We start from the raw sequence: 16,747 nt of genomic DNA, 5'->3' as shown, positions 1-16,747 counted from the left end.
AACTATGTTCTCACTTATTAAATTTATAGTCAATCCCCTATGATTATATTATGCTTAATGAAAAATATTAAATAAGCATTGTATATGTTAGTTACTAGCAACAATATTAAAAATCCTGGTCTAAGAGTTTTACCACCAGGGGTTGAAAGATACTTTGTTAAGGGTGGTGGTTTATCTGTAATCGAAGTTTCTCCAGATGATAAAATCGAAATTATTAATGACGAGGGAAAACAAATTTGTGAAATAATTGTTTTTAACTCTAATGGAAAATCAGATTTATCAATATTAAATTTAAAAGAAAATTCAAATGCAGATTTTTCAAAAAGAACAATAGCTAACGATGAAAAAATTTCTAAAATATTTAAGAAAAAGAGTTTTGATTTAAATAAAGCTAAATCGTCTATTATTTTTAGTGAAGACTGTGTGATGGGTGAAAAAATAACTTTATCCTCTAAAGATAAATGTTTTGTCTTGATTGCAGCCCCAGGCAATCCTCTTAATGTTCATGAACAAAATCCGCCAACTGACTTAACAATTTTTTTGAATAAAGCGCAGTTCTCAGAAACCGATGAACAATTTATTCTACCAGATCCTTTAAGTGATCCAATAGTTGAGCAACTTGTTAAAAGAAGAACTGCAGAAACTTACGAAGTTAAAGCTGGAGAATATATTCAAATTATTGATACGGGTGGAAGACAATGTTCTGATTTTTTAGCTTTTGATACTCATAAATTAAATGATGGAATTGAAAGTATTATTGATGATAAGGCAACCAGAACTTTCATGGGTAGTGCTTACCCTGGGCCAGGTTTATTTTCAAAATTCTATGATGGTGATCATGAGGCAATGGTTGAGGTAGTTAGAGACACTGTTGGAAGACACGATACTTTTAACCTAGCCTGTACTTCAAAATATTACGAAGATTTGGGTTATATGGGTCACATCAATTGTACCGATAATTTTAATAAAGAATTGGAAAAATATGATGTCAAAGCTAGAAAAAGTTGGTCAGCAATAAATCTTTTTTTCAATACAGCTATAGATGTAAATAATGTTGCAACATTTGACGAACCTTGGTCAAGACCTGGTGATTATGTTTTGTTCCGAGCTTTAAAAGATTTAACATGTGTATCATCTGCCTGTCCTTGTGATGTTGATGCCGCAAATGGCTGGAACCCTACAGATATATTTGTTAGAACTTATGCAAAGAATGAAAAATACTCAAAAGCAATTGCATTTAGAATGAAAACGGACGCTGAACCAAAACTAACTCAAGAAACTGGATTTCATAAAAAAACATCTGAGCTAACAAGAAACTTTGTTGAATATAAAGGTTTTTGGCTTGCTAATAATTTTACAAATTCTGGAACGATAAAAGAATATAACGCTTGCAGAGAAAGTGCGATAGCAACAGATCTTTCACCATTAAGAAAATTTGAAATTTTAGGACCAGATGCTGAAAACCTAATGCAATATACTCTTACAAGAAATGTTAAAAAATTATCAATCGGACAAGTTGTTTATACTGCCATGTGTTATGAAAATGGATGCATGTTGGATGATGGTACTTTATTTAAATTTGGACAAGATAATTTCAGATGGATTGGTGGAGATGAGTACAGTGGAGAATGGTTAAAAGAACAAGCAAAAAAGAAAAATTATAAAGTTTGGATTAAGTCTGCCACAGATCATATTCATAACATTGCTGTTCAAGGACCTGATAGTAGAAAAATTTTAGAAAAATTTGTTTGGACAGCACCAATTCAACCATCAATAACCGAGCTAGAATGGTTTAGGTTTAATATTGCTCGAGTAGATCATGAAACAGGAACTCCAATTGTTATTTCAAGAACGGGTTACACTGGTGAACTTGGATACGAAATCTGGTGCCATCCAAAAGATGCTGCTGAAGTTTGGGATAAAGTTTGGGAAGCAGGAAAAGAATTTAATATTACTCCACTTGGCTTGGAAGCTTTAGACATGGTTCGTATAGAGGCTGGACTTATTTTTTATGGATATGAATTTGATGACCAAACAGATCCTTTTGAAGCTGGAATTGGTTTTACTGTTCCGCTTAAAACTAAAGAAGATGATTTCATTGGTAAAGAGGAATTAATCAAAAGAAAAGCAAACCCACAAAAAAAATTAGTAGGTTTGGAGTTGGTTGGTCACGAACCAGCTATTCATGGTGACTGTGTTCATGTAGGACGCGCTCAAGTTGGTGTAATAACTAGCGGCATGCTTTCGCCAAAACTTGGTAAAAATATTGCTCTTTGTAGAATTGATGTAAAATATTCTGAAATTGGAACAGAAGTTGAAATCGGTAAACTAGACGGTCATCAAAAAAGAATTGGCGCCAAAGTTATTGCTTTCCCATTCTACGATCCAACAAAATCAAGAGTAAGAGCTTAGATAAATGGCTTCCACTAAAAAAACACTTTTAAACTTTTGGGAAGATCAAATGAAACAATCCCATACATCAAGTAATTATTTTTTTAGAAAATCTCCTTCACATTATCATATGATGTTGTTAGTCATGTCTGCTCATAAAGAAGGACAAAAACTTTCAGTCGAAGAACTTAAAACAAAATTATTTAAAACTTCTCGACCAAAATCAGCTCTTATAATTACTGAGGCATGTGAAAAAGGATTCTTTCATTTGGAAAAAACTTCTACTGACCAGAGAATTAAAAATATTGTACCTAGTTCTTCTTTTATTAAAGAGTTTAATGAATATTTAGATACCCTTAAAAACATAAGCTATTAGCTATTTATTTTTAAATAATCCATAATATATATTTTTTATATATAATTTTTAGTTCTATAAAAAATTATATTAATATCTTGTTTCAAAAAATAATGTTTTATTATGTCAACGTTACCATCAAAAGCAAAAGTAGTAATTATAGGCGGTGGTATTCACGGTTTAAGTACAGCCTGGAAACTTTCAGAAACTTATAAAAATCCTGGTGACATCATAGTTTTAGAAAAAAATGATATTGCTGCTGGTGCAAGTGGTATTGCTTGTGGTGTTGTTAGGAACAATTACTTTCAACCAGCTATGAGAGAGCTAATGGCTCATTCAGTTTCAGTTTGGGAGAGTGATCCAAAAGCATTTAAGTATAATGCGGTTGGCTATTTACAAATATCGCCAGAAGTAATGCATGAAGATGTTGCAACTATTTATGAACAGCAAAAAGCTATTGGTTACGAATCAGAATTTATTGAAGGTGAAAAAGATTGCATGAATTATATGAAAGGAATGTTTGATGATTGGCAAGCTCAAGGCATCACATCAGTTCTTCATGAAAAAAAAGGCGGTTACGCATTTAACAAAGACTCCATTAAAGCTCTTGAAAACAAATCTACTTCAAATGGTGTTCAAGTAATGAAGGGTGTAACAGTAACTGGGTTTAAAAGAGGTAGTAATAGTAAAGCTGTTACAGGAGTTGAAACTGATAAGGGTACTATCGAGTGTGAACAAGTAGTTGTTGGAGCAGGTCCATGGGCTAGGGATTTTTGGAACATGTTAGAGCTTCCTAAAAAGGCTAACATTAAAGGCAAAGATGGTAAATTACACGAAACCGATATGTGGACATATTGGATGCTGCAAGAGGGTGTAATTGGTGTTGAGCCAGATTTTTTAAAGATGAATAATGGAAAACAACCACCGGTAATCCACGTTGATTCTACTGCGCCATTGTACTCAGATAAAACAAAAAAATTAATTACAGAAAAAATTTGGGGAATTTATTATAAACCTGATATTGAAGGTTTAGGTGTTCAAGGTGGAACATCTCCATACATAGTTGACAAACATTTTGATAAAGTAAACGTAGATCCATACGGTTTAGACTCTCCTGAATTTCAAACTACAGAAGCGTTTAATGACATGTGGTGTTCAGCTTTAGCTCATTGCCAAAAAAGATTTGAAGGTAAATCAGATCTTTATAGAAAAGGACCATCAGGTGGTCTTGGATGTATGACACCAGACTCATTTCCAATCTTTGATAGATTTTTAGAAAATGTTTATATGATTGCTGACGCTAACCATGGTTATAAAATGATTGGTGTGGGTGAGCTTGTTGCAAAAGAAATTCTTGGTACTGAGAGTGATTTATTGAAACCGTTTAGATTCAACCGTTACGAGAAAGGTGAACTTCACCCTACATCGAACAGTCCGTTCCCTTGGAGTTAAACTTCAAGCCTAGACACTAATAAGTTTTTCAGCTAACTTTGAATAAATAAAATTCATTGGGGGATGAAAATAATGACTGATCTAGATAAACACGTTAACCAACCAGGTAGAGCAAAGTTAGTAAAGCAAGTTAGAGCTAAGATTAATGAACTTGGTATTGAATATATTTTTTTTCAATTTATTTCTGTTACTGGAAGAGTTGTAGGTAAAGGTATTCCTACTGATCACTGGGAAAGAACTTGTGAAAAAGGATTTCAATTAGTTTATGGTGCAACAGCAAACTTATTTGTTGATCGTCACGGAAATTATATTGGGTATGGTCCAGAAGCAAAAGAATTAGTTGGAATTCCAGATCCAGAAACTTTTTGTCAGTTGCCTTGGGATAAAAAAGTTGCAAGAGTATTTGTTACTTGTTTTAGAAACAGAGAAGAAAGAGATAATCCAGGTGCTCATTTAACCTCAGATTGCCGTGGAAACCTAAGAATTCACGCTCAAGAATTTAAGAAAAAACATGGATATCAGTTAAGAGTTGGAACTGAACCAGAAATGATGTGGCTAACTAAAAATGAAGATGGAACGCCAACTGGCAAAGGTTTTTCAAAACCCTATTGTTATCACATAGATCAATTCGAGTCTTTAAGACCAGTGTTCATGCAAGTTATGAAATATGCAAGAGCCATGGGTCTTGATATGATTCAAGGTGATCATGAAGATGCACCAGGTCAATTAGAATTAAACTGGATGTATGATGATGTTTTAAGAAACGCAGATAGACTTTCAACTTATAGGCAAATTTGTGCTCAAGTTGCTAGAGAATTTAATTTGATTGCTTGCTTTATGACAAAACCTTTTATGGGTGTGTCTGCAAGTGGTTGTCACACCAACATGTCTTTGTGGAAAGGTGGAAAAGATAAAGTTAATAAATTATCTCATAAATCTATCCCTGCAATGGACGAAGTATTCACTTATGTTGAGGGTGGAACAAATACTTTTATGCCAGATACTAAAGATGTCCAGTTACCAGGTAAAGTTGGATTAAAAGCTATTGGTGGTGTTATGAAACACTTGGGTGCTTTGACTGCTATCGGATCATCAACAGTAAACTCTTATAGAAGATTATGGGATACAGGTTTTTGGGCACCAGTTTATGCAGACTGGGGATATCAAAATAGAACTTGTGGATTAAGAGTATCAGCACCAGGAAGATTTGAATATCGTTCAGTTGACTCTATGCATAATCCTTATCTAATGGGATCAGGATTATTAAAATGTTTTGAAGATGGGATATCAAACAACATTGATCCAGGAAAACCAGAGTCTAGAAGTATGTACGAAGCTCAAGCAGCTGGTAAAGAAGTTAAAAAATTACCTTTAAGTCTTGGTCAAGCACTTGACCGTTTAGCTGAGGATGAGGTTATTAAATCAGCTATGCCAGATGAAATGTACAAAGTATTTCATTGGTATAAAAATGATGAATGGGAAAGATTTTTAGGTGCAACAACTCAATGGGATCTGGACACTTATCTTGATTGTCTACCGTAGGTCTTAAAAATAAATAAAAGGGGTAAAATATATGTGTGGAATTGCAGGTTTAATTCATAGAGGAAAATCCTCAAATGTTGGAAGTGAATTACAAGGCATGCTTCAAGCATTAAAGCATAGAGGTGAAGACTCAACAGGTTACGCTCTATACGGTGATACGGATGGTAAAAATTTTATCATGCGTTTCAAAGTTGGAGAAAATGTTGGTGAAGGAAGTTCATCAATTATGGAAGATGTTTCAGTTTACGATGAAAGAAAAAAGATAGTAGATCAATATTTAGCAGAGTTAGGGGCTAAAGTTCTTAAAGAGGAAAGAACTCTACCCTATTCATTAAGATATGAAATTTCTTATGATAAAAAAGATCTATTAGATTTTTCTCAAAAAATTGAAAGTATCCCAGGTGTTGAAATTCTTTCAATGGGAAAATCGTTGGAAGTAATTAAAGATCTTGGAAATGCTAAAGCAGTTTGTGATAGATATTCATTAGATAAACTTGTTGGAACTCATGCAATTGGTCATGCTAGAATGGCAACAGAATCTGGTGTTGATATTAAATCAGCCCACCCTTTTTGGGGTTATCCTTTTAGCGATGTATCAGTGGTTCATAACGGACAGCTTACAAATTATTGGAACAATAGAAGAGCATTAGAAAATAAAGGCATGAGATTTATGTCTGAGTGTGACTCAGAATTAATCGCAGTTTATATTGCTCAAAAAATGAGAGAAGGAGCAAGTCTTGAAGAAGGTATGAGAGACTCTTTAACAGGACTTGATGGAGTATTCACTTATTTTGTTGCAACAAGCGACTCATTAGGAATGGCAAAAGATACTATGGCAGCAAAGCCACTAGTGCTCTACGAGTTAGATGATTTAGTTGCAATGGGTTCAGAAGAAATAGCGATCAGATCAGTTTTACCACAAGAAATTGATACATATGATCCTTTTGATGGAGAGGTAAAAGTATGGCAAATCTAAAAACAAGCGAGAAAAAATCAAAAGCCCAGTCAATGGGTATGCACAGCGAAGTTTTAACAGGAAGAACTCAACAAAAGTTTTTTAACCCTGATGAAGCTGAAAACTTTTATTACTTTGGTACTTATGATGTTGATTTCAATAAAAGAACAGATCTTGATGTAAAAGATATGTCGGCTCCGGAAGCTAATAAGGAAATCGATAATTTAATGAGCCAAGGTTACGGAACAATTGTTATCAAAAACCCACAAGGAAAACATAGTTTAGGTGTTGGAATTTTGAATAAATTAAACTTAATTTTTGAAGGAAGTTTGGGTTATTTTGGTATGGGTTCATGTGATGGCCCTACTGTTAGAATTAATGGTAGAGTTGGTTGGTCTTGTGCTGAAAACTTAATGGCTGGTAAAGTTGTAATCGAAAAAAATGCAGGATCATGTTTTGGAGCAGCTATCAGAGGTGGAGACTTAATTTGCAAAGGTAGTGTTGGTGCTAGAACTGGTATTGATATGAAAGGTGGAACTATTATTATTGGTGGTGACGCTGGTGCATTTACAGGTTTCATGATGCAAAGAGGTAGAATAATTATTCTTGGGGATGTTGGAATAAATTTAGGTGACTCTATGTATGATGGTACTATTTTTGTTGGTGGGAGTATTGGCTCATATGGAAGTGATGCCGTTGATGCTGATCTTTCAAAAAGTGACCAAGACTGGTTAAAACGAAAATTAAAAGTTGCAGAAATCGGTGAAAATTTTGATGTAAGCAAAATGAAAAAAATTGTAGCTGGTAAAAAACTTTGGAATTACGATAATTTAGAACCTACAGAGAAGAAAGGAGCAATTTAATGCCTAAGAAAAAAACAAAAAAAAATGGTAAGGGCGTTGGTGGAAAAGCAGACGTTCATGCACATGAAGATGGAAAAAGAAATAAAAGTTTATTAGGTCATAATGCTATTTTTACTCCTGAGGTAATTGACGATATTCATATCAAATCTCAGTTAGGTAGATACCGAATGCGTGGAATGGCATTAATGAAAAAAATTCCAACATTTGATGATCTAGTTTTTCTACCTGGAACACTTACAAGATTTGTAATCGAAGGTTACAGAGAAAAATGTGAAACTAAGACTGTAATTGGACCAAGATGTGAAAACCCAATTGAACTTGATATACCTGTTTACATTACTGGTATGAGTTTTGGAGCACTTTCTTATGAAGCAAAAACTGCTTTAGCAAGAGGAGCTACTATGGCTGGTAGTGCAACTTGTTCAGGAGAAGGTGGAATGATACCTGATGAAAGAAGATATTCTGAAAAATGGTACTACCAATGTATTCAATCAAGATACGGTTTTAATCCACATCACGCTCAACTTGCAGATGGAATTGAAGTTTTCATTGGTCAAGGTCAAAAAGTTGGAATGGGTGGACACTTAATGGGTCAAAAAGTAACTGACCAAGTGGCTGAGATGAGATCATTACCTTCAGGTATCGATCAAAGATCACCTGCTAGACACCCTGACTGGTTAGGTCCAGATGATTTAGCTTTAAAGGTTGAAGAATTAAGACAATTAACAAAAAACAAAGTGCCAATTCAGTTAAAACTTGGTGCATCAAAAGTTTATGATGATGTTCGTATGGCTGCAAAATGTGACCCCGACTCTATCTATTTAGATGGAATGGAAGGTTCTACTGGAGCTGGACCACACATTGCTGCTGCAAATACTGGTATTCCAGGAATTGCTGCAATTAGAGAAGCAAGAAGAGCAATCGACGATGTGGGTAAAACTGGCAAAGTTACTTTAATTTATGCTGGTGGTGTCAGAGATGGTGCTGATATGGCAAAAGCTTTAGCGTTAGGTGCTGATGCAATTGCAATAGGTACTGGATCAATGATCGCCTTAAACTGTAATAAAGATATCCCAGAAGCTAACTTTGAAAAAGAAATGGGTGTAAAAGCAGGTGAATGTTATCACTGCCATACTGGTCGTTGTCCAGTTGGTGTTGCAACACAAGATCCTAAACTGAGAGCAAGATTAAATCCTGATGATGCTGCACTTAGAGTTTACAACTATCTTCATTCAATGACGTTAGAAGCTCAACTTTTAGCAAGAGCATGTGGTAAAACTAATATTCACTCTTTAGAGCCTGAAGATTTAGCTGCATTAACTACGGAAGCATCTGCTTTAGCAAAAGTTCCATTAGCTGGAACAAACTACACAGTTGGTGTTGATAACTATCACAAAATATAGAGGTAACTATGGCTAAGAAAAAAACAAAAAAAACAAAAGTAAAAAGCAAAGTTAAAAAAGAGAAAAAACTAAAGCTTGGTACTTTTAAAGAAACAGCAAGAGAAAAACTAATTGGCCAACATATTGGTTATAGATATGATGTAAACTTACTTCCTGATTACAAAAGAATTACTCCATTTCTTAAAAAATATGTAGAAGCTATGGGTTGGGATGATCTTAACTGGTTAGAAGATGTTCATATGGGTTATGAAGAAGGAAAACCAGCTGTATTTTGTAGAAATGCAAATGGCTGGGTTACTATTCCAAAATCTATTAAACTTCCTAACAACCAACAAGATAGAGATATGATTGCAAGAGAACTTTTGGTTAAGTTTCAAATGTCTCCAAAACATCCTCTTGTTGATTTGAAAAAAGCTTATTTAAAATTTTAATTACACAATCATAAGTTGATATTTAATTAAAAACCCAGTGTTCACGCTGGGTTTTTAATTACTCTTTAGTTTGTAACACCTGCCAAAATTTAATAGGCTTCCATTAAACTAATATGGGAGAGAGATTATGACTGATCAGTTAGGTGCTCTTACAACCATATTTACAGAATTTTACTACTGGGTAACAGTAGTACTGATGTTTTTAATTCACGTCGGTTTCTGTATGTATGAAGTTGGAGCTTCTCGATACAAACATCACCAACATACTCTTATGAAAAATACAATGCTGATACCTTTGGTAACAGTAACTTGGTTTTTCTTTGGTTGGTGGATTTACTGGGCATTTCCAACAGGACCTGGAATTGCACCTTCAATAATGAATGAAAGTGCTGCATTGATAACCGATGAAAGTACTTTCAGTGCTAAATGGTATTTGGCTAACTCAGAATTCATGGCTATTAATTTAGGTGACCACATAAGTGGTGTATTCTGGGCTGCGTTCTTACTATTTTCATGGACAGCTGCTTCTATTGTTTCAGGAGCAATCATTGAAAGAATTACAACTTTTGCATTTGGAATTTTAGCGATTGCAATAGGTTCGTGTTTCTGGGTAATTGATGCTGCTTGGGGATGGCACTTTGATGGCTGGATGCTTAAAATTTTAGGATATCACGATGCTTATGCATCAGGAGTAATTCACGCAATTGCGGGTGGATTTGCTTTAGGTGTTCTAATGGTTTTAGGACCAAGAATTGGAAAATTCTCATCAAGTGGTGAGCCAAGAAATATAGGACCAAGAAACCCTTGGTTAGTTACAGTTGGATTATTCTTAATCTATACTGGTTTCTGGGGATTTTATGCGGCATGTAATATACCGATATTTGATCTTGGACCTGAATATGGAATGGAAGGTGTAACATACTGGACAGCTACAAACATATATGTAACCCCTACTACACTTAGTGGTATTACTTTTAACTTCTTGATGTCATTATCAGGTGGGTTATTAGCTGGATACTGGATTGCTAAAGGTGATCCTTTCTGGACTTACTCAAGTGGACTAGCAGGTGTCATCTGTGCTTCAGCTGGAAATGATTTATATCATCCAATTCAAGCAATGATCATTGGTATGATCGGTGTTGTTATTGCATACAAACTACATTACTGGGTTGAACGTAAGTTCAAAATCGATGATGCAGTTGGTGCTGTAGCAGTACATGGTTATGCTGGATTTGTTGGTCTTGTGATTTGTGGATTTGTTTTAAATGGTTACCCATCATCTGGATACAGTGTTGGCGCTATGTGGGATGGATCAACTTACGCATCTATTAACCCATTAGGACAATTTCTAGGAGCAATAATAATGTTCGTAGTTCTTGGACTAATACCAGGCTATGTCATAGCTAAAATACTAAGCGCTTTTGGTAAATTAAGAATACCACGTGAAGTAGAAATAGCTGGACTAGACTATGAAATGATGGAGGATGACAAAGAAGCTGAAAAAGCGGTCTCCTCTTCAACTAGGTAAAGGAGAAAAATATGGCTACAGTAACAAACTGGATAGATCATTTAAGTGCTAAAGAGGTTGTCGGAGCAGTTTATCCGGGAGCTGGTTCTAGCGAAACTTTACTAGTTGTACTTGGTATTGTTTTGTGGATAGGCTGGCACGTTTTAACTGGCAATTCGGAGAGTGAGAAGCTCGCCAAACAAGCTAGAAAAAGACGTGGTGGAAATGACTATAAAAGTAATATTACCGATTGGTAAAATAATATAAAAATCTGGGCGCTACTTAATTGTGGCGCCCTTTTTTTTTGATAAAAATATGACAGACAAAAATAACGAAGAACTTCGACCTAGCAAAATGAGAGGGGTGGCTTTCCCTAAAGCTAAATATGGAGTGATAGCGGCCATTATCATCATTGTAGTAGTTAATCTAATCTACTATAAGGATTTTATAATTTCTTTAATAAACTAAACCAAAACTTATGTGTGGGATTGTTGGCATTTATTTAAAAACAAAAAAATATGAAAAACATTTAGGTAAATTTTTATCTGGAATGTTAGATGGCATGGCAACAAGGGGACCTGATAGTGCAGGTTTTGCGATTTACACAAAAGAAAATAAAAATACTTTTAAGTATTCTATCTGTCTTAATGAAATAAAAGAAAAAGATTTCAAAAAGAAAATATCAAAATTTATAAAAAAGATTAAGTTAACTAGTTATGCGGATCACGTTGTTTTAGAAACTAACGAAAAACCCTCTAAAATATTAGATTTATTAAAAAAAGAGACTTCAGAAGTATCATTAGTGGGTTATGGAAAAAGTATTAATATTTTTAAACAAACTGGTAACCCAAAAGATGTTGTAAAAAAATTTAAACTGTCCTCTTTTTCAGGAACGCATGGAATTGGCCATACAAGAATGGCTACTGAAAGTGCGATAACTACACAAGGTTCTCACCCCTACTCCACATCAGAAGATGAATGCTTGGTTCATAATGGATCACTATCAAATCATAATAATGTAAGAAGATCTCTTGTAAAAGATGGTCAAAGCTTTAATTCTGAAAATGATACTGAGGTTGCTGCTGGATATATTTCAAATCAAATATCAAAAGGTAAGGACTTAGAAAAAACATTAAAAAATAGTTTAAAAGATTTAGATGGGTTTTATACTTTTATTGCAGGTACAAAAGATGGCTTTGCATTGTTAAGAGATGAAATTGCTTGTAAGCCAGCTGTTGTTGCTGAGACTAAAGATTATGTTGCAGTTGCATCTGAGTTTCAAGCTATGGCGCATCTTCCAAATGTAAATTCAGCAAAAATTTTTGAACCAAAACCTGGTGTAGTATATCACTGGTAATTTATGAACTTTGATTTAAACAAAAAAACTTTAAGAGAAGTAAATCAACATCTACAAAACGTTGATAGAAAAAAAAATACTAGAAAGTTTGAAATTTTAAACCCTCAAGGACAGCACGCTATATGTGCAGGCTTAAAAGATGATATTGATGTAACAGTCAAAGGTCATACAGGATACTACTGTGCAGGTATGAATCAAAAAGCAACTGTCACAGTTCATGGAAATGTTGGAACTGGTGTCGCTGAAAATATGATGTCAGGTAAAATTGTTGTTAAGGGTAACGCCTCTCAATCAGCTGGTGCCACAGGTCATGGGGGTGCATTAATTATAGAAGGAGATGCAAGTTCTAGATGTGGGATATCAATGAAAGGAATTGATATAGTAGTCAAAGGTTCTGTTGGTCATATGTCAGCTTTTATGGCGCAAAAAGGTAATTTAGTTGTAATGGGTGATGCAGATGCAGATCTTGGAGACTCAATTTATGAAGCTAAGATATTTGTAAAAGGTAAAGTTAAGAGCTTAGGTGCAGATTGTGTGGAAAAGAAAATGGATAAAAAGAACATAGATGAATTAACAAAACTATTTAAAAAACTCAATATTTCAGAAGATCCTAAAAAATTTAAAAGATATGGTTCTTCTAGAAATTTATATAATTTCAAAATTGATAATGTGGGTGCATACTAAAATGAAAAAAAATCTTAAAGAATTTAAAACATTTCCAAGCTCTACAATAAAAGAAATTCAAAGAGCAGCTAACGAAGGGATTTATCAAATAAGAGGATTGGGTGCTAAACGAAAAGTTCCTGATTTTGATGATCTTGTTTTTTTAGGTGCATCGATGTCCAGGTACCCATTAGAAGGTTACAGAGAAACATGTAACACTTCAGTTATTTTAGGAGATCGATTTGCAAAAAAACCAATCAAGCTAGATATTCCAATTACAATTGCTGGGATGAGTTTTGGAGCACTCGGTGCTAATGCAAAAGAAGCCTTAGGAAGAGGAGCGTCTGCAATGGGGACTTCAACAACTACTGGTGATGGTGGTATGACACAAGAAGAGAGAGGTTCTTCTAAATATTTAGTTTATCAATTGCTACCTTCTAGGTATGGCATGAATCCTGACGATTTAAGAAAAGCAGATGCTATTGAAGTTGTTGTTGGACAAGGTGCAAAACCCGGTGGTGGCGGAATGTTGCTTGGTCAAAAAATTAATAAAAGAGTTGCGGGAATGAGAACTTTGCCAGAAGGAATTGATCAAAGAAGTGCTTGTAGACACCCTGACTGGACTGGCCCAGATGATTTAGAAATTAAAATTCAAGAACTTAGAGAAATTACAAATTGGGAAAAACCAATTTATATAAAAGTTGGAGCAGCTAGACCTTTTTATGACACAACATTAGCTGTAAAAGCTGGTGCAGATGTGGTTGTACTTGATGGAATGCAAGGTGGAACAGCTGCTACTCAAGATGTTTTTATTGAACACGTTGGAATTCCAACTTTAGGTGCGTTAAGAGAAGCAGTTGATGCTTTAAAAGAATTAAATATGCATAGAAAGGTTCAGCTTGTTGTTTCAGGTGGTATTAGAACTGGTGCAGATGTTGCAAAAGCAATGGCAATGGGTGCGGATGCTGTATCAATTGGTTCTGCTGCAATGATGGCTTTAAACTGTAATGCTGACTTATATGTTGAAGATTATAAAAAACTTGGAACAGAACCTGGTTATTGCCATCACTGTCACACAGGAAGATGTCCTGTAGGTGTTGCAACACAAGATCCTACACTAGAAAAAAGATTAAACCCAATTGAAGCTGGTAAAAGAATTAAAAATTATTTAACAACTTTAACCCTAGAGTTGCAAACGTTAGCTAGAGCTAATGGTAAATCAGATGTTAGAAACTTAGAACCTGAAGATCTAGCTGCCTTAACAGTTGAGGCTGCTGCTATGGCAAGAGTTCCTCTAGCTGGCACAGATTGGATACCTGGAAAAAAATAATTGAATAAAACTTTTTAAACAAGTAGGATTGATAATGCGAAAAAATCTTTCACAAATTGCCAAACAAAAAAAAATTAAATATTTTCTAATAAGTTTCGTTGATCTTTTTGGAGTTTTAAGATCTAAATTAGTTCCAGCTCAAGCCATAGGAGAGATGCAAAAAAATGGAGCTGGCTTTGCTGGGTTTGCTACATGGTTAGACATGACCCCTGCAGACAGTGATATGTTTGGAGTGCCTGATCCTGATAGTTTAATTCAATTACCATGGAATAAAGAAATTGGTTGGCTGGCATCAGATTTATACATGGACGGAAAACCTGTAATGGCTTCACCAAGAGTGATGCTTAAAGAGCAAATTAAAAAGATGTCTCAAAAAAAATTACAAATGAAGTCTGGAGTTGAATGTGAATATTTTTTAATTTCAGAAGATGGATCGTCAATTGCTGATCAAAGAGATATTCAATCTAAGCCTTGTTATGATCAATCAGCTTTAATGAGAAGATATGATTTAATTAAAGAGATATGTGACTGCATGATTACAATGGGTTGGAAGCCCTATCAAAATGATCATGAGGACGCTAATGGTCAATTTGAGATGAATTGGGATTATACAGACTCATTAATTACAGCTGATAGACATGTATTCTTTAAATATATGGTTAAAAGTTTAGCTGAAAAACATGGTTTAAGAGCAACCTTCATGCCAAAACCCTTTCATAATCTAACTGGAAATGGTTGTCATGCTCACGTTTCAGTATGGAATGGTAAAGATAATAAATTTTTAGATAAAAAAGACACACTTGGTTTAAGTAAATTAGCTTACAATTTCTTAGGTGGCGTGATGAATAACACTCAAGCATTATCTGCTTTTTTTAATCCAACAATTAATAGTTACAGAAGAATTAATGCTCCACCGACAAAGTCAGGTGCAACTTGGTCGCCAAGTAGTATTTCTTATACAGGAAATAACAGAACGCACATGATTAGAATTCCAGATCAAGGAAGATTTGAATTAAGATTAATGGATGGTGCTGCCAACCCATATTTACTTCAAGCAGGAATAATTGCTGCAGGTCTTGAAGGAATTAATAAAAAATTAAATCCTGGAAAACCATTGCATTGCAACATGTACAAGGATTATAAAAAATATCCAAAACTAAAAAAATTACCTAATGATGTTAATCAAGCAATTTCTATGCTTCAAAAAAGTAAATCTCTTGCTGATGCCTTTGGAAAAGATGTAATTGAAAGCTACATAAAGCTTAAAAATTCTGAGATAAAAGACTTTAAGAGCAAGTTTTCATTTAATAAGAAAAAACCAGTCACTAAGTGGGAAAAAGATAATACTTTAGACTGTTAGATTATGGCAACTTTATCTAACGGTCATCAGTGGAAGTATTCTGAATTTTTAGATAATAAAAATTATTCATTTGATAAAAAACAAATTTTCAATTCACTATCCAAAAAAGAAATTGATGATGCTTATTCTAGTATTTCAAAATGGGAAGGGTATGCCCCTACTCCATTAATATCTCTTAATAAATTATCTAATGAGTTAAATTTAAAAAAAATTTATTACAAAGATGAAAGTAAAAGATTTGATTTAAAATCATTTAAAGCACTGGGAGGTGCCTATGCTGTTGAAAAAGTAACCCAAGGAAATAAAAATATCACTATTGCAACTGCAACTGCTGGAAATCATGGAAGATCTGTTGCATGGGGTGCTAGAAGATTAGGACTTAAGTGTAAAATCTTTATTAGTGAGTTTGTTAGTGATGCTAGAGGTCAAGCTATGGCAGACCTTGGTGCAGATGTAATTAAAGTAAAAGGTAATTACGAAAAATCACTAATAGAATGCATTAAGCAATCCACAGAAAATAATTGGCAAATAGTGCAAGATGTTGCTTGGAAAGATTATATGCAAGTTCCAACATACACGATGGCTGGTTACACAGTTATGATGAAAGAAATTATTGATCAAATTAATAATGAAAAAATTTCTCATATAATTTTACAGGCAGGTGTTGGTGGAATGGCTGGCGCAATGGTTGCAGGTATTGCAAGATACTTAGATAACGTTCCTGTTACATTGGTTGTTGAACCTGATAGTGCAGCTTGTGTTTTAGAAAGTATTAAAACAGGAAAAATAGAAAAAATTGATATTAAAAGAGAAAGTCTTATGGGTGGTATGTCGTGTGGAGAAGTATCATTAGTCCCATGGGAAATTCTAAAAAATTCAGTTAAACATTGCATCAGTTTACCCGATGATGATATTGCAAAAACTATGAAATTACTTGGAAACTCAGGTTTTAGTGATGAACCTATTATAGCTGGAGAAAATTCTGCACCAGGAGTGATTAGTTTAATTGCTAGTTGTGAGGATCAAAATTTAAAACAAAATTTAAAATTAGATCAAAATTCAAATGTTTTAGTTATTGGTTGTGAGGGTGACACAGATCAAGAAATGTACCAAAAATTAGTTAATCAAAATTAATTAC

Annotated in this window: 15 protein-coding genes; all 15 read left to right on the top strand. The window is 34.2% G+C overall.

All coding sequences use genetic code 11. The features are described 5' to 3' along the window. The first annotated feature begins 84 nt into the window (after positions 1-84). The 15 genes from ACIJYI_RS01515 to ACIJYI_RS01445 all read left to right on the top strand — a co-directional run bounded on the left by ACIJYI_RS01515 (position 85) and on the right by ACIJYI_RS01445 (position 16,743). On the top strand, positions 85-2,412 hold the full coding sequence (locus ACIJYI_RS01515; protein WP_435114371.1) for a DUF1989 domain-containing protein: 2,328 nt from the start codon (positions 85-87) through the stop codon (positions 2,410-2,412). Between the two features lie 4 nt (positions 2,413-2,416). Continuing rightward, positions 2,417-2,767: a hypothetical protein gene (locus ACIJYI_RS01510; RefSeq protein WP_435114370.1), complete on the top strand. Its 351-nt coding sequence runs from the start codon at positions 2,417-2,419 to the stop codon at positions 2,765-2,767. 102 nt (positions 2,768-2,869) lie between these two features. Next, positions 2,870-4,198 (top strand): NAD(P)/FAD-dependent oxidoreductase, encoded by a 1,329-nt coding sequence (locus tag ACIJYI_RS01505; RefSeq protein WP_435114369.1) that lies wholly within the window; start codon positions 2,870-2,872, stop codon positions 4,196-4,198. A gap of 72 nt (positions 4,199-4,270) precedes the next feature. Then, the gene (locus tag ACIJYI_RS01500; RefSeq protein WP_435097821.1) at positions 4,271-5,740 is read left to right on the top strand and encodes a glutamine synthetase family protein; all 1,470 of its coding nucleotides are present in this window, start codon (positions 4,271-4,273) and stop codon (positions 5,738-5,740) included. Positions 5,741-5,771: 31 nt separating this feature from the next. Further along, the gene (locus ACIJYI_RS01495) at positions 5,772-6,716 is read left to right on the top strand and encodes a glutamine amidotransferase (protein WP_435114368.1); all 945 of its coding nucleotides are present in this window, start codon (positions 5,772-5,774) and stop codon (positions 6,714-6,716) included. Further along, positions 6,704-7,558 carry a GXGXG motif-containing protein gene (locus ACIJYI_RS01490; protein WP_435114367.1) on the top strand — a complete coding sequence of 285 codons (855 nt, stop codon included), beginning with the start codon at positions 6,704-6,706 and terminating at the stop codon, positions 7,556-7,558. Before ACIJYI_RS01495 ends, ACIJYI_RS01490 begins: the two co-directional genes overlap by 13 nt. Next, complete coding sequence (locus ACIJYI_RS01485; RefSeq protein WP_435114366.1) at positions 7,558-8,961, top strand: FMN-binding glutamate synthase family protein; 1,404 nt, start codon at positions 7,558-7,560, stop codon at positions 8,959-8,961. The genes ACIJYI_RS01490 and ACIJYI_RS01485 overlap by 1 nt, the downstream gene beginning before the upstream one ends. A gap of 8 nt (positions 8,962-8,969) precedes the next feature. Then, on the top strand, positions 8,970-9,392 hold the full coding sequence (locus tag ACIJYI_RS01480; RefSeq protein WP_435086585.1) for a hypothetical protein: 423 nt from the start codon (positions 8,970-8,972) through the stop codon (positions 9,390-9,392). A 127-nt stretch (positions 9,393-9,519) separates the two neighbouring features. Continuing rightward, a complete protein-coding gene (locus ACIJYI_RS01475; RefSeq protein ID WP_435114365.1) occupies positions 9,520-10,920 on the top strand; it encodes an ammonium transporter in 1,401 nt (466 codons plus the stop codon). Between the two features lie 11 nt (positions 10,921-10,931). Further along, positions 10,932-11,156, top strand: coding sequence for a hypothetical protein (locus ACIJYI_RS01470; protein WP_435086582.1), 225 nt, complete (start codon positions 10,932-10,934; stop codon positions 11,154-11,156). Between the two features lie 221 nt (positions 11,157-11,377). After that, a complete protein-coding gene (locus tag ACIJYI_RS01465; protein ID WP_435114364.1) occupies positions 11,378-12,256 on the top strand; it encodes a class II glutamine amidotransferase in 879 nt (292 codons plus the stop codon). Positions 12,257-12,259: 3 nt separating this feature from the next. Next, positions 12,260-12,940, top strand: coding sequence for a protein glxC (locus ACIJYI_RS01460; RefSeq protein ID WP_435114363.1), 681 nt, complete (start codon positions 12,260-12,262; stop codon positions 12,938-12,940). Position 12,941: 1 nt separating this feature from the next. Continuing rightward, positions 12,942-14,249 (top strand): FMN-binding glutamate synthase family protein, encoded by a 1,308-nt coding sequence (locus tag ACIJYI_RS01455; protein ID WP_435114362.1) that lies wholly within the window; start codon positions 12,942-12,944, stop codon positions 14,247-14,249. A gap of 34 nt (positions 14,250-14,283) precedes the next feature. Then, positions 14,284-15,609, top strand: coding sequence for a type III glutamate--ammonia ligase (gene glnT, locus ACIJYI_RS01450; protein WP_435114361.1), 1,326 nt, complete (start codon positions 14,284-14,286; stop codon positions 15,607-15,609). Between the two features lie 3 nt (positions 15,610-15,612). Further along, a complete protein-coding gene (locus tag ACIJYI_RS01445; RefSeq protein ID WP_435114360.1) occupies positions 15,613-16,743 on the top strand; it encodes a diaminopropionate ammonia-lyase in 1,131 nt (376 codons plus the stop codon). Positions 16,744-16,747 lie beyond the last annotated feature (4 nt).

The organism is Candidatus Pelagibacter bacterium nBUS_36 (assembly GCF_051201215.1).
Lineage (GTDB): Bacteria > Pseudomonadota > Alphaproteobacteria > Pelagibacterales > Pelagibacteraceae > Pelagibacter.
The sequence above is the reverse complement of the archived record's forward strand: the minus strand, read 5'-3'. Positions and strand labels throughout refer to the sequence as shown.

Coding starts and splice junctions, on each gene's coding strand:
- ACIJYI_RS01515 (WP_435114371.1), top strand. CDS start 85: ATGTTAGTTACTAGCAACAATATTAAAAATCCTGGTCTAAGAGTTTTA.
- ACIJYI_RS01510 (WP_435114370.1), top strand. CDS start 2,417: ATGGCTTCCACTAAAAAAACACTTTTAAACTTTTGGGAAGATCAAATG.
- ACIJYI_RS01505 (WP_435114369.1), top strand. CDS start 2,870: ATGTCAACGTTACCATCAAAAGCAAAAGTAGTAATTATAGGCGGTGGT.
- ACIJYI_RS01500 (WP_435097821.1), top strand. CDS start 4,271: ATGACTGATCTAGATAAACACGTTAACCAACCAGGTAGAGCAAAGTTA.
- ACIJYI_RS01495 (WP_435114368.1), top strand. CDS start 5,772: ATGTGTGGAATTGCAGGTTTAATTCATAGAGGAAAATCCTCAAATGTT.
- ACIJYI_RS01490 (WP_435114367.1), top strand. CDS start 6,704: ATGGCAAATCTAAAAACAAGCGAGAAAAAATCAAAAGCCCAGTCAATG.
- ACIJYI_RS01485 (WP_435114366.1), top strand. CDS start 7,558: ATGCCTAAGAAAAAAACAAAAAAAAATGGTAAGGGCGTTGGTGGAAAA.
- ACIJYI_RS01480 (WP_435086585.1), top strand. CDS start 8,970: ATGGCTAAGAAAAAAACAAAAAAAACAAAAGTAAAAAGCAAAGTTAAA.
- ACIJYI_RS01475 (WP_435114365.1), top strand. CDS start 9,520: ATGACTGATCAGTTAGGTGCTCTTACAACCATATTTACAGAATTTTAC.
- ACIJYI_RS01470 (WP_435086582.1), top strand. CDS start 10,932: ATGGCTACAGTAACAAACTGGATAGATCATTTAAGTGCTAAAGAGGTT.
- ACIJYI_RS01465 (WP_435114364.1), top strand. CDS start 11,378: ATGTGTGGGATTGTTGGCATTTATTTAAAAACAAAAAAATATGAAAAA.
- ACIJYI_RS01460 (WP_435114363.1), top strand. CDS start 12,260: ATGAACTTTGATTTAAACAAAAAAACTTTAAGAGAAGTAAATCAACAT.
- ACIJYI_RS01455 (WP_435114362.1), top strand. CDS start 12,942: ATGAAAAAAAATCTTAAAGAATTTAAAACATTTCCAAGCTCTACAATA.
- glnT (WP_435114361.1), top strand. CDS start 14,284: ATGCGAAAAAATCTTTCACAAATTGCCAAACAAAAAAAAATTAAATAT.
- ACIJYI_RS01445 (WP_435114360.1), top strand. CDS start 15,613: ATGGCAACTTTATCTAACGGTCATCAGTGGAAGTATTCTGAATTTTTA.